At 50.9% G+C, this 21,257-nt stretch carries 17 protein-coding genes, 1 tRNA gene and 1 pseudogene; 9 read left to right on the forward strand and 10 right to left on the reverse strand.

Annotation, left to right across the window (positions count from 1 at the left end):
- Nucleotides 1-15: 15 nt before the first annotated feature.
- Genes recG through gmk form a run of 5 tightly spaced genes read right to left on the reverse strand, consistent with a single transcriptional unit; the run spans nucleotide 16 to nucleotide 5,869 of the window.
- Nucleotides 16-2,097, reverse strand: coding sequence for an ATP-dependent DNA helicase RecG (gene recG, locus BIY29_RS11170; RefSeq protein WP_121575201.1), 2,082 nt, complete (start codon nucleotides 2,095-2,097; stop codon nucleotides 16-18).
- Complete coding sequence (gene trmH / locus BIY29_RS11175; RefSeq protein ID WP_121575202.1) at nucleotides 2,097-2,789, reverse strand: tRNA (guanosine(18)-2'-O)-methyltransferase TrmH; 693 nt, start codon at nucleotides 2,787-2,789, stop codon at nucleotides 2,097-2,099. Before trmH ends, recG begins: the two co-directional genes overlap by 1 nt.
- 5 nt (nucleotides 2,790-2,794) lie before the next feature.
- On the reverse strand, nucleotides 2,795-4,897 hold the full coding sequence (spoT, locus tag BIY29_RS11180) for a bifunctional GTP diphosphokinase/guanosine-3',5'-bis pyrophosphate 3'-pyrophosphohydrolase (RefSeq protein ID WP_121575203.1): 2,103 nt from the start codon (nucleotides 4,895-4,897) through the stop codon (nucleotides 2,795-2,797).
- A gap of 18 nt (nucleotides 4,898-4,915) precedes the next feature.
- Nucleotides 4,916-5,191, reverse strand: a complete 276-nt coding sequence (gene rpoZ, locus BIY29_RS11185; protein WP_121575204.1) for a DNA-directed RNA polymerase subunit omega — start codon at nucleotides 5,189-5,191, stop codon at nucleotides 4,916-4,918.
- Nucleotides 5,192-5,245: 54 nt separating this feature from the next.
- Nucleotides 5,246-5,869 (reverse strand): guanylate kinase, encoded by a 624-nt coding sequence (gene gmk / locus BIY29_RS11190; RefSeq protein WP_121575205.1) that lies wholly within the window; start codon nucleotides 5,867-5,869, stop codon nucleotides 5,246-5,248.
- 469 nt (nucleotides 5,870-6,338) lie between these two features.
- On the opposite strand from gmk, the gene eptB reads away from it, so the two are divergent.
- From eptB to BIY29_RS20640, 6 genes and pseudogenes are all read left to right on the forward strand, one after another.
- Nucleotides 6,339-8,018, forward strand: a complete 1,680-nt coding sequence (gene eptB, locus BIY29_RS11195) for a kdo(2)-lipid A phosphoethanolamine 7''-transferase (RefSeq protein ID WP_121575206.1) — start codon at nucleotides 6,339-6,341, stop codon at nucleotides 8,016-8,018.
- A 130-nt stretch (nucleotides 8,019-8,148) separates the two neighbouring features.
- Nucleotides 8,149-8,225: transfer RNA gene (locus tag BIY29_RS11200), tRNA-Pro, on the forward strand.
- 186 nt (nucleotides 8,226-8,411) lie between these two features.
- Nucleotides 8,412-9,461 (forward strand): annotated as a pseudogene (locus BIY29_RS11205) (integrase arm-type DNA-binding domain-containing protein); the annotation flags it as partial.
- Nucleotides 9,462-9,648: 187 nt separating this feature from the next.
- The gene (gene relB / locus BIY29_RS11210; protein ID WP_121575207.1) at nucleotides 9,649-9,894 is read left to right on the forward strand and encodes a type II toxin-antitoxin system RelB family antitoxin; all 246 of its coding nucleotides are present in this window, start codon (nucleotides 9,649-9,651) and stop codon (nucleotides 9,892-9,894) included.
- Complete coding sequence (locus BIY29_RS11215; protein WP_121575208.1) at nucleotides 9,884-10,168, forward strand: type II toxin-antitoxin system RelE/ParE family toxin; 285 nt, start codon at nucleotides 9,884-9,886, stop codon at nucleotides 10,166-10,168. The genes relB and BIY29_RS11215 overlap by 11 nt, the downstream gene beginning before the upstream one ends.
- A 108-nt stretch (nucleotides 10,169-10,276) precedes the next feature.
- Complete coding sequence (locus BIY29_RS20640; protein WP_240630100.1) at nucleotides 10,277-10,756, forward strand: hypothetical protein; 480 nt, start codon at nucleotides 10,277-10,279, stop codon at nucleotides 10,754-10,756.
- Here BIY29_RS20640 and BIY29_RS11225 read toward each other — a convergent pair.
- On the reverse strand, nucleotides 10,709-12,313 hold the full coding sequence (locus BIY29_RS11225; RefSeq protein ID WP_121575209.1) for an EAL domain-containing protein: 1,605 nt from the start codon (nucleotides 12,311-12,313) through the stop codon (nucleotides 10,709-10,711). The genes BIY29_RS20640 and BIY29_RS11225 overlap by 48 nt on opposite strands.
- Before the next feature lie 201 nt (nucleotides 12,314-12,514).
- Entirely contained in the window at nucleotides 12,515-13,714 is a 1,200-nt protein-coding gene (locus BIY29_RS11230) for a BaiN/RdsA family NAD(P)/FAD-dependent oxidoreductase (protein ID WP_121575210.1), read from the reverse strand.
- A 266-nt stretch (nucleotides 13,715-13,980) separates the two neighbouring features.
- Here BIY29_RS11230 and pitA point away from each other — a divergent pair, with 266 nt between their 5' ends.
- Nucleotides 13,981-15,492 (forward strand): inorganic phosphate transporter PitA, encoded by a 1,512-nt coding sequence (pitA, locus tag BIY29_RS11235; RefSeq protein WP_121575211.1) that lies wholly within the window; start codon nucleotides 13,981-13,983, stop codon nucleotides 15,490-15,492.
- A 317-nt stretch (nucleotides 15,493-15,809) separates the two neighbouring features.
- Here the strand turns inward: pitA and uspB are convergent, their stop codons facing one another.
- The gene (gene uspB, locus BIY29_RS11240; RefSeq protein WP_121575212.1) at nucleotides 15,810-16,145 is read right to left on the reverse strand and encodes a universal stress protein UspB; all 336 of its coding nucleotides are present in this window, start codon (nucleotides 16,143-16,145) and stop codon (nucleotides 15,810-15,812) included.
- Between the two features lie 569 nt (nucleotides 16,146-16,714).
- Here uspB and uspA point away from each other — a divergent pair.
- Nucleotides 16,715-17,152, forward strand: coding sequence for a universal stress protein UspA (uspA, locus tag BIY29_RS11245; RefSeq protein ID WP_121575213.1), 438 nt, complete (start codon nucleotides 16,715-16,717; stop codon nucleotides 17,150-17,152).
- 98 nt (nucleotides 17,153-17,250) lie between these two features.
- Here uspA and rsmJ read toward each other — a convergent pair whose 3' ends face one another.
- Together rsmJ and prlC are read right to left on the reverse strand one after the other, a co-directional pair.
- Nucleotides 17,251-18,006 carry a 16S rRNA (guanine(1516)-N(2))-methyltransferase RsmJ gene (gene rsmJ, locus BIY29_RS11250; protein ID WP_121575214.1) on the reverse strand — a complete coding sequence of 252 codons (756 nt, stop codon included), beginning with the start codon at nucleotides 18,004-18,006 and terminating at the stop codon, nucleotides 17,251-17,253.
- The gene (prlC, locus tag BIY29_RS11255; RefSeq protein WP_121575215.1) at nucleotides 18,003-20,045 is read right to left on the reverse strand and encodes an oligopeptidase A; all 2,043 of its coding nucleotides are present in this window, start codon (nucleotides 20,043-20,045) and stop codon (nucleotides 18,003-18,005) included. Before prlC ends, rsmJ begins: the two co-directional genes overlap by 4 nt.
- A gap of 241 nt (nucleotides 20,046-20,286) precedes the next feature.
- Here prlC and BIY29_RS11265 point away from each other — a divergent pair, with 241 nt between their 5' ends.
- Nucleotides 20,287-21,129 (forward strand): 23S rRNA (adenine(2030)-N(6))-methyltransferase RlmJ, encoded by an 843-nt coding sequence (locus BIY29_RS11265; RefSeq protein ID WP_121575217.1) that lies wholly within the window; start codon nucleotides 20,287-20,289, stop codon nucleotides 21,127-21,129.
- Nucleotides 21,130-21,257 lie beyond the last annotated feature (128 nt).

Raw genomic sequence — 21,257 nt, forward strand, 5'->3', positions numbered from 1 at the left:
CTGAATGCCGTGTCGCTAGGCATTGGTATAGCGGGTTCGTTCCGGCAACCAGCGTTCAATCAATGCTTTGGCATGGTTGGGATAACGTTGGTGGAGATGGCGGGCAACGCGCTGTACCTGAGGGATCAGCGCCTGATCGCGCAGTAAATCAGCGACTTTAAATTCGGCATTACCCGTCTGGCGCGTGCCTAATAATTCACCCGGACCGCGGATTTCCAAGTCGCGTTGTGCGATAACAAAACCATCATTGCTGTCACGCAATACCTGAAGCCTTTTTTGTGCGGTTTTGCTTAACGGGGTTTTATAAAGCAGCACGCAGTGAGAGGCAACCGCCCCCCGGCCAACCCGTCCACGTAACTGGTGGAGCTGTGCCAGCCCCAGTCGTTCCGGGTTTTCGATAATCATCAGGCTGGCATTCGGCACGTCAACCCCCACTTCAATCACTGTTGTCGCCACCAATAGCTGAAGCTCACCTTGTTTAAAGGCCAGCATGACGGCTTGTTTTTCCTGTGCTTTCATCCGTCCGTGTACTAATCCGACGGTGATATCAGGCAAGGCTGCTTTCAATTCCTGACAAGTTGCTTCGGCAGCCTGAGCTTCTAACAAATCAGACTCTTCAATCAATGTACAAACCCAATAGGCTTGCCGTCCCTCCTGCTGACAGGCGTTGTCGACTCGTTGGATAATGTCATTGCGGCGCGAATCCGGTATGGCGACGGTGGTGACCGGCGTTCTGCCTGGCGGCAATTCATCGATCACCGAGGTATCCAGATCGGCGTAAGCGGTCATCGCCAGCGTGCGGGGGATCGGTGTGGCAGTCATAATCAACTGGTGCGGGTGGAACCCCTGCTCTTCGCCTTTTTCCCACAGCGCCAGACGCTGATGCACACCGAAACGGTGCTGTTCATCAACAATCACCAACGCCAGCCCGTTGAATTTTACCTGCTGCTGAAAAATGGCGTGCGTCCCCACCACCATTGATATCTGACCACTGGCAATGGCGTCTTGCTGTGCCTGCCGGGCTTTGCCTTTCTGCTTGCCAGCCAGCCAGCCGACTTCGATACCCAGCGGCTCAAACCACTGGCGAAAATTATGGGCATGTTGCTCGGCCAGCAACTCTGTCGGCGCCATAAGCGCGACCTGCTTGCCGTTGGCAATCGCCCGTAGCGCAGCCAGTGCGGCAACCAGCGTTTTTCCTGAACCAACATCCCCCTGTACCAAGCGCATCATGGGGAAAGGCTTTTCCATATCGGTTTCAATCTCACCCACCACCCGCTCCTGCGCCTGGGTAGGCGTAAAAGGCATGGCCGCAAGCAGGCGCTGTTTGAGGGCGTCATTTACCACCAGTGGCAATGCCTGATAACGTTGCGCGCCAGCCCGTACAGCCAGCATACTTAAGTTATGCGCCAGCAGTTCTTCCATAATAAGCCGTTGTTGCGCCGGGTGTTTACCTTGCTCCAGTTCACTAAGCTGCACATCCGGCGGGGGACGGTGCAGGATGTGCAGGGCTTCGGGCAGGCTGATGAGCGATCGGCTCAACTCTTCCGGCAGCAGTTCGTCGATAGGATTGGCGTCCAGCAACGCCAGCGCCTGATCGGTGAGCTTACGCAGTGTTGCCTGGCGAACGCCTTCGGTGGAGGGATAAACCGGCGTCAGGGATTCCTGTAATTTGATTTGGATGTTATCGCCCTGTATACGGTATTCAGGGTGGATAATTTCAGCGCCGATTTTGCCCCGTTTAATTTCGCCATACGCGGTGACCCGCTGACCCGGAGCCAGACTGTTCTTCATCGCCGCATTGAAATTAAAAAAAAGCATGGTCAGTACGCCGCTACCGTCACTGATCTGGCAGGTCAACATACGGCGACGGCCAGAGGTTATGTCGTTGCGCAGGATTTCACCTTCCACCGTGGCGTACATACCGGGGAGGAGATCGCCAATGGGATAAAGGTGAGTACGGTCTTCGTAGCGTAATGGCAGGTGCAGTAATAGGTCCTGCACGGTCTCCAGCCCGAGGCGAGCAAGTTTAGCCGTCTGGCTGGCACCCACGCCAGCAAGGGTGCTCAACGGTTGGGTAGTCAGCAGGCGGCCTTTCATCAGCACTCCGAGGATTGCATTGACGCCCACCAGGCGGTATCAGCAACGATCTGACCACTGTTATCAATATAAGGGCGGGGCAAACCTTTACGTTTGGCGACACGCGCCAGTACCGGGTAGCCGCCTTCAAACAGCAACCGCTGCTGTTCTTCTGCGTCCAACGGACTGTTTTCACGCTGGTACATTCCGGCTAACTGACGTTGGCGCTGGGCTTCATACAAAATTAATGCGGATGCGACGGAAACATTCAGCGACTGTACCATGCCGGTCATCGGAATGATGATGTCTTGATCGGCCAGCTTTAGCGCGTCCATGCTGATTCCGGTTTTTTCTTGCCCTAGTAAAATGCAGGTCGGGCGGGTGTAATCAATCTCGCGGAAATCGACAGCCTGTTCAGAAAGATGGGTTGCCAGAATCTGCATACCTTCCGTTTGCAGATGGCTTACCGCGTCATGAATGGTGCGGTGTGTTTTAACCCGAACCCAGCTATTGCTGCCTGCTGCGGAAGACACCAGCGTTTTCATTCTGCTGGTAGGCCATACGGCATGAATCTGATGGACGCCCACCGCATCGGCGGTACGGATAACGGCGGAAACATTATGCGGCTTATGCACCTGCTCCATGCAAATTGTCAGATCCGGCTGGCGGCAGGTCAGCATCTCTCTTATGCGCGCATAGCGTTGAGGTGTCATAACGGTTAATTTCGGTTACGGTTAACTTTTATTACATCCGGCATTACGCGGATCTTACGCATAACATTCGCCAGATGAACGCGGTCGAGCGTGGTGAGACGAATAAACGCGCTGTATACGCGGCCATCTTTTTCTTCTGTATTAATACTCTGAATATTCGAGTTTGCGGTATTGATGGCGGCGGCTAAATTTGCCAGAGCGCCTTGATGGTTGAACATATCCACTTTGATTTCGGCAATAAATTCCTGCTCCGCAACTTTATCATCCCACTCTACAGCCATAAATTTCTCTGGCTCTTTCTGATAACCGCGAATATTGCGGCAGGATTCGTGATGGATAACCAGACCTTTACCGGGGCTGATATGAGCAATAATCGGATCGCCCGGGATAGGACGGCAGCATTTGGCGAAAGAAACCATCACACCATCCGCACCTTTAATCGGCAACTTGCGCAGCCCGGTGTTATCTAACTGGGATTGCTCATTCAACAGGTTTTTCGCCACCACCACGCTCATGGCATTACCCATTCCAATTTCCGCCATCAGATCGTCCAGCGTGGCGAGCTTCATTCTATCCAGTTCAAGCTGAATATTCTTTTGCGGGATATCTGAAAGTTTACGACCGCTGCCTAACGCGTGATTCAGCAGGCGCCGGCCCAGGCTGACGGAATCATCTCGTTTGAGATTCTTCAGCATCTGGCGGATTTTGGCCCGCGCTCGGGAACTGACGACGAAATTCAGCCAGGCGGCATTGGGTCTGGCGCCTGGCGCGGTAATGATCTCAACGGTCTGCCCGCTGGTTAGCGACTGTGACAGCGGGTAGGGCTGGCGATCGACTCTGGCGCCAACACAGGCATGGCCAATGTCAGTATGTACGGCATAGGCGAAGTCGACCGGCGTGGCGCCCGCCGGTAATTCCACAATCCGGCCTTCCGGCGTGAAGACATACATTTCATCCGGAAAGAGGTCAGACTTAACGCTTTCGATAAACTCAAATGAACTGCCCGCGCTCTGCTGCAACTCCAGCAGGCTTTGCATCCAGCGTTGTGCGCGAACCTGTGCGGTGGTGCTGCTTTCGCCTTCTTTATAGGCCCAGTGCGCAGCCACCCCCATTTCCGCCATCTGATCCATATCATCGGTACGGATCTGCACTTCTACCGGCACGCCGTGAGGGCCAATCAGCGAGGTGTGCAGTGACTGATAGCCGTTAGCCTTAGGAATGGCGATATAATCTTTTACCCGCCCGGGACGCGGCTTATACAGGCTATGCACCTGGCCTAACACCCGATAGCAGGTATCCAGTTCTTTAACTATCACCCGAAAGGCGTAGATATCCATAATGGAATGAAAACGCTGTTCTTTCAGGTGCATTTTGCAGTAAATGGAGTAAAGATGCTTTTCGCGGCCACTGACGCGGCAGGCAATCCCGGCTTCGGTCAAACGACCTTCAATCTCGGCGAGGATTTTCTGGATCATCTCTTTCCGGTTGCCACGGGCAGCCTTAACGACCTCTTTAATCACGCGGTAACGATTAGGATAGAGCGCTTCAAAACCCAGCTCTTCAAGCTCGGTCTTTAGGTGATGAATACCCAGCCGATGCGCCAGCGGACTGTATATTTCCAGCGTTTCGCGGGCAATCCGGCGGCGCTTGTCCGGGCGCAGCGAACCCAGCGTGCGCATGTTGTGGGTGCGGTCAGCCAGTTTGATTAGAATGACGCGGATATCCTGCACCATCGCCATGATCATTTTGCGAAAGTTTTCAGCCTGCGCTTCTTTCTTATCGCGGAACGTCAGCTTGTCCAGTTTGGAAACGCCTTCCACCAGCTCGGCGACGCTTTTGCCAAAAAGCTGTTCCATATCATGATAGGTGGCGGGGGTATCCTCTATCACGTCGTGCAACAATGCGGCCATCAGCGTTTCATAGTCGAGGCGCATCTCAGCCAGAATACAGGCAACGGCGACCGGGTGAGTAATATAAGGTTCGCCACTGGAGCGAGTCTGCCCCTCGTGAGCATCACGTGCAACGAGGTAAGCCTGCTGTAAACGTTTAATCTGCTCTTCTGGCAGATAGCGTTGAATCAGCAGATTAAGGCTTTCAAAAAGGTACAAGGGCGACTCGCAGTCTGATTAACGACGGCCTTCAGCAATCGCGGTGACCGCCTGAATTTCTGCGGCTTCCTGCTCTTGCTGTTCCTGGCGGTCACGAACGTCCATAATCTGGGCGTTGATCAGACCTTCTTCGATCTCGCGCAGCGCGATCACGGTGTATTTGTCGTTTTCTTCCGGCACCAGCGGATCTTTGCCACCAATCTGGATCTGGCGGGCGCGACGAGCAGCGACCAACACCAGGTCAAAACGATTACCAATTTTCTCTACAGCGTCTTGAACAGTTACGCGTGCCATAATGTGCTACTCCACAGGGAAATAAAATGACTGGGCATCATACTGAAAGAGCCGTCAGTCTGCCAATAGTTTGGTGATTAAGGCGTCATGCCGTACTTTTTGTCTGCTCAACAGCAGACGTTCAGCGCGAATAATGGTTTTCAGATCGAGCAACGCCAAATCGAAATCATCATTAACGATTAAATAATCATATTCTGCGTAGTGTGTCATTTCAGCCACCGCCAGCGCCATACGGCGGGCGATGACGTCGTCACTGTCCTGACCGCGGCCACGCAGGCGGCGCGCCAGTTCTTCTTTTGACGGCGGCAAAATGAAAATACTGCGCGTCTGCGGCATATGGGTGCGGATCTGTTGAGCGCCCTGCCAGTCAATATCCAGAAATACATCTACGCCTGTCGCCAATATCTGTTCAATTGCCAACCGGGATGTGCCGTAGTAATTGCCGAAAACTTCAGCGTATTCCAGAAATTCATTTCTTTGGATCATACGCTTAAATTCATCAACCGGGACAAAGAAATAGTGCTCGCCGTGGTTTTCTCCCGGTCGTTTGGCTCGTGTGGTATGTGAAACCGATACCTGAGTGTCGTAAAGCGGCTGCGTTTTTAATAGCGCCTGAATCAAACTGGATTTCCCCGCCCCACTGGGAGCGGAAACGATATATAACGTGCCTTGAGCCATAATTGAAGTTGTATTAATTGCGATTAATTATTGATATGGATGCAGCAGAACGCGCATTTCCCCACATTATACACGCCGATATGCCATCAGTCGCGCTGCGATAAATATCATCGCAGAATGTTTTACCGTTATGCCACCAGAAATATCCTCTGCCAACCCTTTTCGCGTGCTTTGCGTAGCCGATTCCTGTGGTTTTTTATGTTAATGGCAAACGACAAAAATTTTGCGGAACGCTTTGCATTCTCCGGTTTTCTCCCTGGGTTAAAGACCTTATTTTTATTGAATTAATTGGGAGTTAGCGATGTTGACGCAATAATCATAAACAATACTTATGATTTAAACCTGAAACTAATAATAATCTTTCCATATGCGAACAACATCGATTAGGTGAGGTGGTACTGAACTCCCGTATTGCGCCGTTGTCCTATAGCTTCGGATAATAAATAAGTTTGCCGGAGCACTTGCAGCAATGAAGTTTGGTACCTCTTTTTCACAACCCAAGTTATCGTTTGTTCTAGCAATATATATTGGCCTTTTCCTCAATATCTCAGTCTATTATCGGCGGTTCGATAATTTTTCAACCTCTACAGGCGTAGCGCTGTCGAAATTCATCCCTGCGATGATTGAACTGATTGCCTCTGTATTGTTTACCTTTTTCCTGATGCGCATTATTTCACTGGGCGGGCGCTATTTTTATCGTATTGTCGCGTCATTGTTGGTGCTCATCTCCGTTGCCGCCAGTTATTACATGACGTTTTTTAATGTTGTCATTGGTTACGGCATCATTGCGGCTGTCATGACAACGGATATCGATCTTTCCAAAGAAGTTATCGGCTTGCATTTTATCTTATGGATGCTGGTGGTCAGCGCATTACCCTTATTACTGATTTGGAAAAACACGTTGCGCCATACATTGATTGAGCAACTGACATCGCCGGGAAAACGCCTGTCGCCGGTTCTGATCCTGCTGGCTGTTGTTGCCCTGGTCTGGCTACCAATCCGCTATATGGATAGGAATCAGTCGGTCTCCGAAAAGCTCTCCAACGTTGACTTGCCCAGCTATGGCGGTGTGGTTGCTCACTCTTATCTGCCGTCAAACTGGCTATCCGCGTTGGGGCTTTTTGCTTACACCAAATATGATGAAAGTCAGGATGAGACAAATTTGTTCGATCCCGGCAAACACTTTACCTATATTCCGCCAAAAGGCATTGATGACACCTATGTAGTCTTCATCATTGGGGAAACCACCCGTTGGGATCATATGGGGTTACTGGGATATGAGCGCGATACCACTCCCAAGCTGTCTAAAGAAAAAAATCTGGTCGCTTTTCGTGGTCAATCCTGCGATACCTCGACCAAACTTTCCATGCGTTGCATGTTTGTGCGGGAAGGGGGAACTGAAGATAACCCTCAGCGAACGTTGAAAGAGCAAAATATCTTTGCGGTACTAAAGGAACTGGGATTTACATCCGAGCTATTCGCAATGCAGAGTGAGGTTTGGTTCTATAACAGTATTGAAGCTGACAACTACTCTTTCCGTGAAATGATTGCGTCGGAAAAAAGCAACGATGGTAAGTCAGTGGATGACATGCTGTTGGTGGATGAAGTAAAGGAATCGCTGGAACGTTACCCGAAAGGCAAGCATCTGATTGTGTTACACACCAAAGGCTCCCATTATCTCTATTCGATGCGTTATCCCCGCAGCTATGCCCGCTATCAGCCGGAATGTATGGGGGTAGATGCGTCCTGTTCCCGTGAGCAACTTATTAATGCTTTTGATAATAGCGTGTTATATACCGACAGCTTCATAGACAAGGTTATTGATCAGGTACGGGATAAGAAAGCGCTGGTGTTTTATGCCTCCGATCACGGTGAATCCATTGATGATAACTCTCATCTGCATGGTACGCCGCGCCATATGGCGCCACCGGAGCAGTTCCGATCGCCAATGATGGTCTGGGCATCGGATAAGTTCCTGGCTGAACCCAATAATCTCTACGCATTCGATCAGCTCAAGGCCCAACAGCGGATAGGTAAAACGCACCGTCACGAAGAGTTGTTTGATACCATCCTGGGCTGTCTTGGATATAGCTCGCCGGATGGTGGTATCAACCCTAAAAATAACTGGTGCCACAAACCTGGAAGTTGATAAAAATCACTGACTGCGATGTCTGTTTCCGGTGGCTGAACGCAGGCCGGACACTTTACCAACAGCCATAATCCTTTTTCCAAAAAGGGATTGACGCCTCAATAGGGGAGCAGTAATATGCGCCCGCGTTCGGTGAGTGGCGCAGCCTGGTAGCGCACTTCGTTCGGGACGAAGGGGTCGGAGGTTCGAATCCTCTCTCACCGACCAAATCGACTTTCGGTAGGTATCAGTTACCACCGGAAAAGATAAGAAACCCGCCTTCTGTCTGGATTGGCGGGTTTTTTATTGCCTGTTATCTATCGGTGTACCCCGTTTACAGCCGGAAACTTTGGGACCACATTTAGGACTACATCTGCATAGTCCCATAATAGCGTAGTCCCAAAGGTAACGATCATGGCAGTCCGGGCAAAGCCCCTCACTAACACGGAAGTCAAGGCCGCTAAAGCAATAGATAAAGAGCTATCTTTGCACGATGGCGGGGGACTGGTGTTATTCGTAAAACCCACCGGCACAAAGACATGGCGTTTTCGCTATTAACACCCACAGACCAAAAAGCGCACCACCCTGACGTTTGGCAGTTATCCTGCAATCTCTCTGGCTGATGCCAGACAAATGCGCGAAGCAGCCAAAGCGCTCTTAGAAAAAAAGCATTGATCCGCAATTCCACCAGCAACAGCAGCGCGAACAGGCGGATGCTGTTAACCAGAATACTGTCGCCAAAGTTGCCGCCGACTGGTACGAGATAAAAATATCCCAGCAGTTGGCAGCAAACACAATTAAGGATATTTGGCGTTCTCTGGATAAATACATTTTGCCTGATGTCGGTTCTGTGCCGATCTCTCATCTTACCGCCCGCCATTTTATTACCGCATTGGAACCGTTACAGGCCAGCGGAAAGCTGGAAGCCCTCAAGCGCGTTATGCAACGCATTAACGAGGTAATGATTACGCCGTTAATGGCGGCTTAATCCCGGCCAATCCAGCGGCAAAAATCAGAAAGGTTTTTCAGTCTCCTGTTAAAAAGCATATGCCAACCATCCGGCCAGAAGCGTTACCCGGTTTGATGAAGATGTTATTGATAGCCAGTATCGAGCTACAAACTCGCCTGGTTATTGAATGGCAACTACTGACCGTGACCCGTCCCGCTGAAGCGGCGGAAGCGCGTTGGGATGAAATAGACCTAGTAATAAAACGTGGACTATTCCAGCGGGCAGAATGAAGATGCGACGTGAGCATGTCATACCGTTGCCAGATAAGCGCTGGCGGTTCTGGAAGCCATGAAGCCGATCAGCGGCCACAGAGAATACGTGTTCCCATCGTTCCGAGATCCAAAGCGCCCGATGAACAGCGCAAAGTGTTGATGTGCTGGTGGGGGGGATTTGTGGAAAGTGCCGCTACTGGCAAGACGTTGGCATCCGAAGGGGCGCGAGGTTTACGGGTAGCGGTGGAGCAGACGCCGGCTAAGGAGAGTGGAAGGAGTATTTATAAAGACCGATTTTTGGGGCTGAAATTAGTAGCTCATGAAGTTTATGTAATGGCATCTCCCAATACACTATTTTGTGATAACTTGCTTCCCTCCATGCTGATAACTACAATGTATACAAAAAACACACTGTAGTGAGGGAAATAGTATGGGTGTCATGTCCGTTCGATTAAATGATGAAACAACCGCGCAGCTTGATGCGCTGGCTAAAGCCACAGGGCGTACACGCTCTTTTCTGGCTGGACAAGCCATTGAAGACTATCTTGCGCGGGAAGCCTGGCAGATTACAGAGATCGAGCAAGCCATTAAAGAAGCCGATGCGGGTGATTTTGTCTCATCAGATGAGATGAGCAATCTGTTTAAAAAGTTAGGTACTGCAAGACATGGAAATTAAATGGCTGCGTAAAGCCGCGGCCAATTTGGAAGCCGAGTATCTCTATATTGCGCAAGACGATCCACAAGCTGCCAGTGAGTTTGTGGATGAAGTTCAAAGGTTAACGGAATTACTACCACAACAGCCAGCAATGGGAAGACCTGGCCGTGTGCCGGGAACGCGTGAGCTTGTGTTAACACACTATCCCTACATCATCCCTTACCGCGTGAAAGATAATATGTTCCAGATTCTACGCGTCTTTCATACGCACAGGCGTTTACCGTCAAAATGGTGAACACAGAGCCTTTACAAAAGTAAGCCTAAATACACAGGTGAAAATCTTTAACGTTGTATTTTCTGATTTGTGAAGAACGCACATTCACCAGCTAATAACCAAGCAGTCATGAAAAACAACAAAAAACACCACCAACAATCAAGATCGTCCGGCTGGGGCGGTAAGCGTACCGGTGCTGGCGCACCAGTCGGTAACACCAATGCGGTGAAGCATGGAGAAGGTAGCCGCCGGTCGTTCTTTGCTTTGGCTGGTGATAACAGACAACGCACTCCGCTGGAATTACTGCGTGTAAGAAATTTGCTGCTTGCGAAACGTGTGGGCGAATTGATGCACAGCTCTCTTTCTTTTGGTACAGCCGAGTGGCGTGAGTTTATGTTGCTAGATGGGATTTTTATTGTTTGTTATCTATCGGTTTGCGACGGTTTTACCCGGATTTTTAGGCATACCTCACCGGTATACCTAAAAAGTATGTGGAGGGAAAACATGGCACGACATACCTCGTGGTATCTCACGCTCTGGACGGGCGTTTTGGTTCGTCGGTTATTCCTCGCGCTGCGTTTCGTCTTTTATCATAAAACTCTCCAGTGACTTATTGTTGTTGTAATGAAGCCAGACGATTAAAGATTCACTGTTCATAGGTTTGGCGTAAAGAAACCCCTGGATGTAAATAACGCCACGCTGTTTCAGGTAAGCCAGTTGTTTCGCGGTTTCCACGCCTTCCGCCACCATTTTAAGGTTCATCCGCTGGCTAAGGTTGATGATGGCATCGAGTATTGGCGCTTCCTCATCCAATGACGAGATGGTACTGATAAAACCCTGATCTATTTTCAGATAATCCAATGGGAAGTTTTGCAGGTATGAGAGTGAACAATGGCCGGTGCCAAAATCATCAATAGCTATCAGGAACCCATCGTCACGCAGTTTATGTAACCGTTGTATGACGTCGGAACCGTTGCTGATAAGGCTGCGTTCCGTTAGCTCCAGCGTGATATTTAGTTGATGAGACGCCACTTTTGCTGCGAAATTGCGCACGTCTGAAACAAAATTCGGGTGCTGTAAATGTTCCGCGGCGACATTAAGACCAAGATGAAACCCTGGTCTTGCTTGCCAGCCAGCGACGTCTGTTGCGACGAGATCGAACAGGTGGCGAGTAATGGGAATAATCATCCCTTCCGCTTCGGCAGCGGTGATAAAAACGTCTGGCCTGATCCATTTCCCGTTGCTACGCCGCCAGCGCAGCAGGGCTTCGACGCCGAGGCAATGCTTTGACACTGAATCGTAGATTGGCTGGTAATAGACGGAGAATTCACCGTTAACAATCCCTTTTCGAATTTCATCCCGAAATAACAGCTTGCGCTTTTGCCTGTTCCACACAAAGACGATGAAAAACAGGGACAAGATAATCGCAACTGGCAGAAAGGTAAAAAATGTTTGTTTCCAGGTTCTTATAGATTCTTCGATTGGCGCAACCACGCGCACGGCAATCGGAAACTGATCCGATTTACTTTCAAACTCAGCAGTGGAAAATATGCCTGAAACGTGGGGGATTGTCCGGCCAACCTTAATGGGATAGCCATTATTCACCGTTAATGTTAACTGATATTCGCGCTCATCTCCGATAGCGAGCATCAGGTCAATAAGATACTGAGCATCAACCATAGCATAGGCGCCGTAGCCATTGAGCGGCATTTGAACGAATATGATCGCCGGACGGCCTTGCACGCTCGACGAGCCAGCCATTGACAGACTCCATCGCTTGGGCAGGGGAGATGGGAGGGGCTGCATAATCACAACGTCCATGGGGGTTGAGGTGTGACGGAACGTCGACGAACAGTAGACGTTGGTATCCTCGGTGACGCCGATTGCGCGAAAGTAGGAAAATACTGAGCCAAGCCGCTGCAATTCAGCGCCAATCTCGCTACAGGGCTGACCGCTAAAGCGATCGAGTTCAGTCACCATAGCCCATGCTTGCTCGGTGATGTTTTCAGCGTGATGCAGAGCGATTAACGCGGTAGATTCGAGGTTTCGTTTAACCATCACCCGTGATTCGACAAAAGTGAACAGCAAACCAAGTAGCAGCGGTAACAAACCTGCTGCCAGTAATAGCGGCCAGTTACTTTTATGCTTGCCATGCCCGGGAATCATCCATATCTCCTTTATTTGGCGGATCCAATGCCTTGGATGAGAATACGTGAGTCGACAGTAGTAGCAAGCCTGTAGAACCAGAAAATATTGTATTGTCTCTCAATTTCTGACTCGGTGCGAATAAGTCGCTTCTGTAGAAAGCGCTTCTCTCAAGGTTATGGTGAGTGGATTAAACCTGGCAACTATAATTAATTATAGTTTTTATTTCGCACAAGAGAGCGCTTGAGCGCAGGCCCAGGCTGAACTCCAGGCCCATTGGAAATTGTAGCCCCCAAGCCAGCCGGTGACATCGACCACCTCGCCAATGAAATACAATCCCGGTACGTTGCTGCTTTCCATCGTTTTGGAGGATAGCTCACGGGTATCCACACCGCCCAATGTCACTTCCGCTGTCCGGTAGCCTTCTGTGCCATTGGGTTGTACCCGCCATTGCCTTATATTTTCCTCAATCTGCAATTGCTGTGTGCTGTTCAGTTGTTTCAGTGTGACATCTGGCAACTGTCCCAACGTTTGCAGACATTCGACCAGCCGTTTGGGGAGCCACTGCGCCAGCGTATTTTTCAGACTTTGATTAGGGTGGGCGGTGCGTTCATCATTAAGACATGCGCGGAGATCCCGGTCGGGTAACAGGTTTATCGTTACAAACTCGCCCGGTAGCCAGTAGCTTGAGAGCTGGAGAACCGCCGGGCCGGAGAGTCCGCGGTGGGTAAACAAAATATTTTCGCGAAACGTAGCCCCGTTTTCAGCGGTAACAACGGCGGGAACGGAAACGCCGGATAGCGTCTGTAAATTTTCCAGTAACGGTTTGTGCAGCGTAAAGGGCACCAGCGCCGCCCGTGTTGGCAAGACATTTAATCCGAATTGCCGGGCGATTTGATAACCGAATGGCGTCGCTCCCAGACCCGGCATGGACAGGCCGCCGCTGGCAATCACCAGTGCCGGGCTATGAAGTGCTGTACCGTTGGCCAATTGCAACATGAATACGTCACCCGGTTTTTCCACCAAAACCACTTCACTGCGCAAACGTATCGTGACGTTAGCCTGTTCGCATTCTTTAACCAGCATATCGACGATTTGTTGGGCTGAATCATCACAGAATAGCTGACCGAGGGTTTTTTCGTGGTAGGCGATATTGTGGCTATTCACCAGGCTGATGAAATCCCATTGGGTATATCGCGCCAGGGCCGATTTACAGAAATGAGGATTTTGAGACAGATAAGCCGCGGGTTCGGCGTACATATTGGTAAAGTTGCAGCGCCCTCCTCCAGACATCAAAATTTTACGTCCGGGCTTTTTACCATTGTCGAGCAGTAGAACGCGTAACCCCCGTCGCCCAGCATGGGCCGCACAGAACAACCCCGCCGCGCCAGCGCCGATGATGACAACATCAAACTGTTCCACAATGATTTCTCCGGTTATTGGCCCTAATGTGAAAGACGGGAACCTTCAGGGCGGCAAATTGTAGTGTCCGTTTCTGTCAGATACTAGCGTAACAATTTGCGTTTTTTGGTAAAACTATATAATTGTTTGATTTTTATTGATTAAATGAGCTTGTTGCCATAGTGCTTTACACGCTAAGTCAAAAAAATGTCATATTTCCCTTTTCCCTTCCCCTGCTTGTCGCAGATAATGCGCCGCGTTCATGACCACTAAATGGCCTAACGCTTATGCTACATTTATTTGCCGGACTGGATTATTACACCGGTCTGATGTTGATACTGGCTTTGTTGTTTGTACTGTTCTATGAAGCCATCAATGGTTTTCACGATACAGCCAATGCCGTCGCTACCGTTATTTATACCCGTGCTATGCGAGCGCAGTTCGCTGTTGTCATGGCGGGTGTGTTTAACTTTTTTGGCGTGTTGCTGGGGGGATTAAGCGTTGCTTACGCCATTGTCCATCTGCTCCCCACGGATTTATTGCTGAATGTCAGTTCGGCTCATGGTCTGGCGATGGTTTTTTCCATGCTGCTGGCCGCCATTATCTGGAATCTCGGAACCTGGTATTTTGGGCTTCCTGCCTCAAGTTCACACACGTTGATCGGCGCTATTATTGGGATTGGCTTAACCAATGCATTACTGACGGATACGTCGGTGGTGGATGCGCTTAATGTTCCCAAGATGATCGCTATTTTCCTGTCGTTAATTTTATCGCCGATTGTGGGGATGATTATTGCGGGTCTGATGGTCTTTTTATTACGTCGTTTCTGGAACAACAGTAAAAAACGCCAGCGCGTACACCTCACGCCAGGCGATCGTGAAAAACAGGATGGTAAACGCAAACCGCCGTTCTGGACGCGTACCGCGCTGATTTTATCTGCGATTGGGGTCAGTTTTTCACATGGCGCGAATGACGGTCAGAAAGGTATTGGTCTTATTATGCTGGTGCTGATTGGTGTGGCCCCCGCCGGGTTTATCGTCAATATGAACGCGTCCGGCTATGACATCAGTCGTACCCGAGATTCTGTTGTCAATTTACAGGAGTATTATCAGCAGCACGGTGCGGCATTGGCGCATGTTATCGATCTGTCGCCGCCGCTCATTCCGTCACCGGAAAAAACCATTCCGGTAAACGGGAATGGCACGACCGAGTTTCACTGTGACAGCTCCCGCGTCATGATTGCCATTGAGCAGACAATGGATCTGTTGAACAACCTGAAAAGTTACGAGCAGTTGAATGCGGACGATCGCGGTAATGTTCGCCGATTACTGATGTGTATTGCCGATACCATGGATCGGATTATCAAACTGCCGGAAACCCCAACCGATGACAGACGCTACCTGAGCAACCTGCGTAAAGACCTATTGCAGACTATCGAGTATGCGCCGATTTGGATCATCATTGCTGTCGCGCTCGCTCTTTCATTAGGGACGATGGTAGGCTGGAAGCGTGTGGCAACCACAATTGGTGAGAAAATCGGTAAGAAAGGGATGACGTATGCACAGGGTGTTTCGGCGCAGGTAACCGCCGCCTTGTCGATTGGCGTCGCCAGTTATACCGGTATGCCGGTTTCCACCACCCACGTGTTGTCATCGGCGGTGGCCGGGACGATGATCGTTGATGGCGGTGGTGTTCAGGGGAAAACGGTGAAAAATATCCTGCTGGCCTGGGTACTGACTTTACCTGTATCGTTGCTGTTGTCTGGCTCACTGTACTGGCTGGCATTAAAAATCATTTAGCGACGGCCCGCAGGGGGATGGGCAGGGATAGCCCATCATAAAAAATTTCCGGGAGAAATTTTCAACGTCGCTTGCGACGGCCCGAAGGGGGATGGGCAGGGATAGCCCATCATAAAAAATTTCCGGGAGAAATTTTCAACGTCGCTTGCGACGGCCCGAAGGGGGATGGGCAGGGATAGCCCATCATAAAAAATTTCCGGGAGAAATTTTCAACGTCGCTTGCGACGGCCCGAAGGGGGATGGGCAGGGATAGCCCATCATAAAAAAGGCGATTCTTACAAGATTCGCCTTTTTACTTTCTATAACATTCCATTTGTTCAATACCAGATCAACATCGCCACTAAACTGATAACCACCAATCCACACAACGCGGTCGTCAGCAGAAACTGACCTCGCACCCTTTCGCAGCGGCGCACAAACTCAGGATCATGATGTTCAAGATAACGCTGCGCGTAGATATAACGTACCAGTCTGATTTGTTTGCTCGGCTGACCATGCGATGTGAAGAAACCACCCCCATCCACGTACTGATAAAGCAACGGGTCACAGTCACGTAATATCAGAAGTAACACGCGTAATGAGGAATAATATCGCGCCATATTGATGATGCAGACAACACATAAAGCCCAGAAAAGCGCAAATGAACTGATCATACTTCCCTCCCGCTTCCCGATTGTATTATTCGTCAGAGATAATGGCAGTGCAGGTTTTGCCAATGACCAATCTGCGAATATTTATGCCACACGTTCTTCACGTGATTTTATAGTACGACCGGATGACCAAAGCACCACGGTTAACCCTATTGTTATTTCCCACCCCCTGAGGGTGAACGCATGTACTGATCACCCCCCACTTTTATTGTAGAAGAGGAACATATTTTTTTGCTACAGATACAGTAAAATCGGCGCAGTAAGCGACTTTCTCTGTCGTTATGACCGGAATGAAAGAAGAAATCGCGTGATTTAACCCTAAAAAGAAGCGCTTTCTACTACACTTATCAATAATATTGACAGGATTGAAAAGCGGTCTTTGATGGAGGAATCAAGGTGTTAGGTCGTTATAATCTGGTTTTTCCCCCACCATAGGCTAAAACATGGCGTTGTGATCCGCTGAACATAACCATAGCGCAGCGAAATGCTATTCTATAATCCACTGTTAAGTATCAGATTGGCAGGAGAAAATCTGCTGGCCCATCATTAGTCTTTACGGAAGGAGTCTTATTATGGCTTACAAACATATCCTCATTGCTGTTGACCTTTCTCCAGAAAGTAAGGTGTTAGTGGAAAAGGCGGTATCTATGGCGAGGCCGTATAACGCAAAGGTTTCTTTAATTCATGTCGATGTGAATTACTCTGACCTCTACACCGGTCTTATTGACGTCAATCTGGGGGATATGCAGCAACGGATCTCTGAAGAAACCCAGAATGCCTTGACTGAGCTTTCTCAGAATGCCGGTTATCCCATTACTGAAACACTGAGCGGCAGTGGCGATCTAGGGCAGGTATTGGTGGATGCTATCAACAAATACGATATAGATTTGGTGCTCTGCGGCCATCATCAGGATTTCTGGAGCAAACTCATGTCTTCCGCACGTCAGTTGATTAACACGGTACATATCGATATGTTGATTGTCCCGCTGCGGGAAGATGACGAAGAATAAAACGTCGTCAGTTGTTGCGAGGCAGCGTATAAAACCACTATAACGCCTTGCGAAAGCAAGGCGTTAGGTTAAGACCTCGCGCAAAGGAGGATTGAGTGTTATTCCTGAGCTTGCGGCAGATAAAAATCGAAGCGGTGACTTTTGGTTTCGAGCGAGGACTGGGCCGGAATGCCAGCCAGCGGCGGCGCGTAGTCCGGTCGTTTCACCACCACGCGTTTTTTGGCAAGCCACCGTGCGGGCGCCAGTAAAGCGTCTGCATCATTATCCTCTCCCACCAATGATTGAAACACCCGCATCTCTTTTTTCACCAACGCGCTTTTTTGCCGGTGCGGAAACATCGGATCGAGGTAAACCACATCTGGTGGTGGGGTAATGCCGCGTAGCGCATCCAGGCTGGATGCGTGCAACAGCGTTAGTCGTTCGCGCAGCCACAGGCCGATTTCCGCATCCCGATAGCCGCGTTGCAATCCGTCATCCAGTAACGCGGCCACAACTGGATTTCTCTCCACCATCCGTACCCGGCATCCCAATGCCGCCAATACAAACGCATCACGCCCCAGCCCTGCGGTGGCATCAACCACATCGGGCCGGTAATCCTTTTTAATGCCTACTGCTTTGGCGACGGCTTCACCGCGTCCGCCGCCGAAACGACGGCGGTGCGCCAGTGTGCCGGAGACGAAATCGACATAGATCGCCCCCAGTCTGGGCTCGTCCTGTTTGCGTAACTCCAGACGATCTGGCGTAAGCGCCAGCGCCAGGGTGGCGCAAGGATCGCATACCAATCCCCAGCGTTCAGCCAGTGCGGTTAAGGCGCCGTTATCGGCGCCTTGCTCCGCCAACAGGCAGATCCTCATCCTTTAATACCATAGTGGTGCAGCATGGCATCCAGTTGCGGCTCGCGGCCACGGAAACGTTTGAACAGATCCATTGGTTCTTCAGATCCCCCGCGAGACAGGATGTTGTCCAGGAAAGACTGACCGGTGGCGCGATTGAAAATGCCCTCTTCCTGAAAACGGGAGTAGGCATCCGCCGCCAGTACATCGGCCCACAGATAGCTGTAATAACCCGCTGCATAACCACCGGCGAAAACATGGCTGAAAGCGTGCGGGAAGCGCCCCCAGCTCGGGCTTGGCACCACGGCAACCTGCGCTTTGATTTCGGCCAGCCTCGGCAGAATTTGCGCGCCTTTGGCGGGATCAAACTCGGCATGGAGGCGGAAATCGAACAAGCCAAATTCGAGTTGACGCAGGATGAACAACGCTGCCTGATAATTTTTCGCCGCCAGCATTTTATCCAGCAGTTCCTGCGGCAGCGGCTCGCCGGTCTCATAATGGCCGGAGATGAAGGCCAGCGCTTCCGGTTCCCAGCACCAGTTTTCCATAAACTGGCTGGGCAGTTCGACGGCATCCCACGGCACGCCGCTGATACCGGCAACGCCCGCGGCATCAATCAAGGTCAGCATATGATGCAGACCGTGGCCGAATTCATGGAACAGCGTGGTGACTTCATCATGTGTGAACAGTGCCGGTTTGCCGTTGACCGGACGGTTGAAGTTGCAGGTCAGGTAGGCGACCGGTTTTTGCAGTTCGCCATTGCCTTTGCGCAGGCGACCTACGCAGTCATCCATCCAGGCGCCGCCGCGTTTATGTTCGCGGGCATAGAGATCGAGGTAGAAGCTGCCGCGCAGCTCGCCCTTTTCATCAAACAAGTCGAAGAAGCGCACTTCAGGGTGCCATACGTCTACGTCTTTACGCTCTTTGGCGGTGATGCCATAAATACGCTTAACGACTTCAAACAGCCCTTCGACCACTCGCTGCTCCGGGAAATAAGGGCGTAGCTGTTCATCGCTGATAGAATAGAGATGCTGTTTCTGCTGTTCACTGTAGTAGGTGATATCCCACGGTTGCAGATCATCAACGCCGTAGTGCGTCTTGGCAAAAGAGCGCAACTGCGCCAGCTCTTCTTCTGCCTGAGGGCGAGCGCGCCTGGCCAGATCGGACAGGAAGTCGATCACCTGCTGCGGGTTTTCCGCCATTTTGGTGGCCAGTGACTTATGCGCATAACTGTCGAAACCGAGTAATTGCGCCAGTTCATGACGCAGCGCCAGTTTTTCCGCCATGATGTCACTGTTGTCCCATTTACCCGCATGTGGCCCCTGATCGGAAGCGCGGGTGGCATAGGCGCGGTACATTTCTTCACGCAGCGCCTGATTGGCGCAGTAGGTCATTACCGGCAGGTAGCTGGGCATATCCAGTGTCAGCAGCCAGCCATCCTGCTCTTTGGATTCAGCCAGTGCTTTGGCGGCGGCCAGCGCGCTTTCCGGCATTCCCTCCAGCTCGGTAATATCCGTTACCAGCTTGTTCCAGCCCATAGTGGCATCCAGCACATTGTTGCTGAACAGCGAACTCAGTTCGGACAGGCGGGCGGCAATTTCACCATAGCGTTTCTGCTTTTCCGGGGGCAGACCAATACCGGACAGTTCAAAATCACGCAGGGCGTTATCGACGGATTTCTTCTGCGCCACGCTCAGGGCGGCATAATGCTCACCGTTTCTCAGGTTACGGTACGCCTGATACAGCCCGTCATGCTGGCCGACCCAGGTGCTGTGTTCAGACAGCAGCGGCAGACATTGTTCGTAAGCGCCGCGCAGTTCCGGGCTGTTTTTCACTGAGTTCAGATGGCCGATCGGTGAAAAGATGCGGCTGAGGCGATCATCGCTGTCGGCCAGCGGCTGGCAAAGGTTATCCCAGGTAAAGGGGCCGGGTTGCGCCACCACGCGTTCCACAGTCTGACGGCACGTTTCCAGTGCGGATTTTACCGCCGGGACAATGTCTTCCGTTTTTATTTTGGAAAAAGGGGGCAGGGTGAAAGGAGTCAGTAGTGGATTCGTCATAGCGCCGTCCTGATAATTGTGGGTAGCTGGTTGCCGTTATTAACCGACAAGGCGGAATATAAATTGCAGGTTAACCCCTAACATGAGGTTAAATGTAGTGAAAATCAATGGCAGCGAAAGCGAACCGGGGGAATGCTGCTGCGCCTGCTGCGATGCAGTTAACTTTTTATCGGCCAGACAGTCTATACTGGCAACGATTTTTACCGTGCCATTCTGAAACGCCAAAAAGCAAGAGAGTCTAATGCTAAGTTACCGCCATAGTTTCCACGCCGGCAATCATGCTGATGTGGTCAAGCACACTGTTCAGAGCCTGATCATCACCGCGCTGAAAGAGAAAGAAAAACCCTTCCTGTATCTGGATACCCATGCGGGGGCCGGGCGCTATCAGTTGAGCGGCGAACATGCGGAGCGTACCGGAGAGTATCTGGACGGTATCGCCAAAATCTGGCAGCGCGACGATATTCCCGCCGAACTTGGGCCATACATGCAGGCGGTTCGCACCTATAATCATCATGGTCAGTTGCGCTATTACCCCGGCTCGCCGCTGATTGCCCGTCAGTTGCTGCGCGAGCAGGACAAAATTCATCTGACGGAGCTGCATCCCAGCGATTTTCCACTGCTGCGTAATGAGTTTCAGAAAGACGCTCGCGCCAGGGTATTGCGTGATGACGGCTACCAGCAATTGAAATCGCAGTTGCCGCCGCTGTCGCGGCGCGGTTTTGTGCTGATCGATCCGTCGTATGAATTGAAAACGGATTATCAGGCGGTGGTGAAAGGTATTCAGGAAGGCCACAAGCGTTTCTCCACCGGGGTGTTTGCTTTGTGGTATCCGGTGGTGCTGCGCCAGCACATCAAACGGTTGCTGAAAGAGCTGGAAGCCACCGGCATCCGTAACATATTACAGATTGAGTTGGCGGTGTTGCCGGATAGTGATCGGCACGGTATGACGGGTTCCGGGATGGTTGTGATTAATCCGCCGTGGAAGTTGAAAGCGCAGATGGAAAGCGTTCTGCCCTGGCTGCATAAGGTGCTGGTTCCGGCAGGAACCGGGCATGTACATGTTGAGCAGGTTGTACCGGAGTAAGTTGTTGTTATCCGGCGAGGTTGGCAGTGGTTCGGCGTTCGACGCATCGGCGGCTTTTCCCTATTGCAATCATAGACACAATCTTTACGGGCAGCCGGGCTCTGACGTTACACTCTAGGCAAATTTTA

The organism is Brenneria alni, assembly GCF_003666245.1.
Classification (GTDB): Bacteria; Pseudomonadota; Gammaproteobacteria; order Enterobacterales; family Enterobacteriaceae; genus Brenneria; species Brenneria alni.

Bases quoted from the DNA above. Each gene is read 5' to 3' on its own strand.
- recG (WP_121575201.1), bottom strand. From the start codon at position 2,097: ATGAAAGGCCGCCTGCTGACTACCCAACCGTTGAGCACCCTTGCTGGC.
- trmH (WP_121575202.1), bottom strand. From the start codon at position 2,789: ATGACACCTCAACGCTATGCGCGCATAAGAGAGATGCTGACCTGCCGC.
- rpoZ (WP_121575204.1), bottom strand. From the start codon at position 5,191: ATGGCACGCGTAACTGTTCAAGACGCTGTAGAGAAAATTGGTAATCGT.
- gmk (WP_121575205.1), bottom strand. From the start codon at position 5,869: ATGGCTCAAGGCACGTTATATATCGTTTCCGCTCCCAGTGGGGCGGGG.
- eptB (WP_121575206.1), top strand. From the start codon at position 6,339: ATGAAGTTTGGTACCTCTTTTTCACAACCCAAGTTATCGTTTGTTCTA.
- relB (WP_121575207.1), top strand. From the start codon at position 9,649: ATGGGTGTCATGTCCGTTCGATTAAATGATGAAACAACCGCGCAGCTT.
- BIY29_RS11215 (WP_121575208.1), top strand. From the start codon at position 9,884: ATGGAAATTAAATGGCTGCGTAAAGCCGCGGCCAATTTGGAAGCCGAG.
- BIY29_RS20640 (WP_240630100.1), top strand. From the start codon at position 10,277: ATGAAAAACAACAAAAAACACCACCAACAATCAAGATCGTCCGGCTGG.
- BIY29_RS11225 (WP_121575209.1), bottom strand. From the start codon at position 12,313: ATGATTCCCGGGCATGGCAAGCATAAAAGTAACTGGCCGCTATTACTG.
- pitA (WP_121575211.1), top strand. From the start codon at position 13,981: ATGCTACATTTATTTGCCGGACTGGATTATTACACCGGTCTGATGTTG.
- uspB (WP_121575212.1), bottom strand. From the start codon at position 16,145: ATGATCAGTTCATTTGCGCTTTTCTGGGCTTTATGTGTTGTCTGCATC.
- uspA (WP_121575213.1), top strand. From the start codon at position 16,715: ATGGCTTACAAACATATCCTCATTGCTGTTGACCTTTCTCCAGAAAGT.
- rsmJ (WP_121575214.1), bottom strand. From the start codon at position 18,006: ATGAGGATCTGCCTGTTGGCGGAGCAAGGCGCCGATAACGGCGCCTTA.
- prlC (WP_121575215.1), bottom strand. From the start codon at position 20,045: ATGACGAATCCACTACTGACTCCTTTCACCCTGCCCCCTTTTTCCAAA.
- BIY29_RS11265 (WP_121575217.1), top strand. From the start codon at position 20,287: ATGCTAAGTTACCGCCATAGTTTCCACGCCGGCAATCATGCTGATGTG.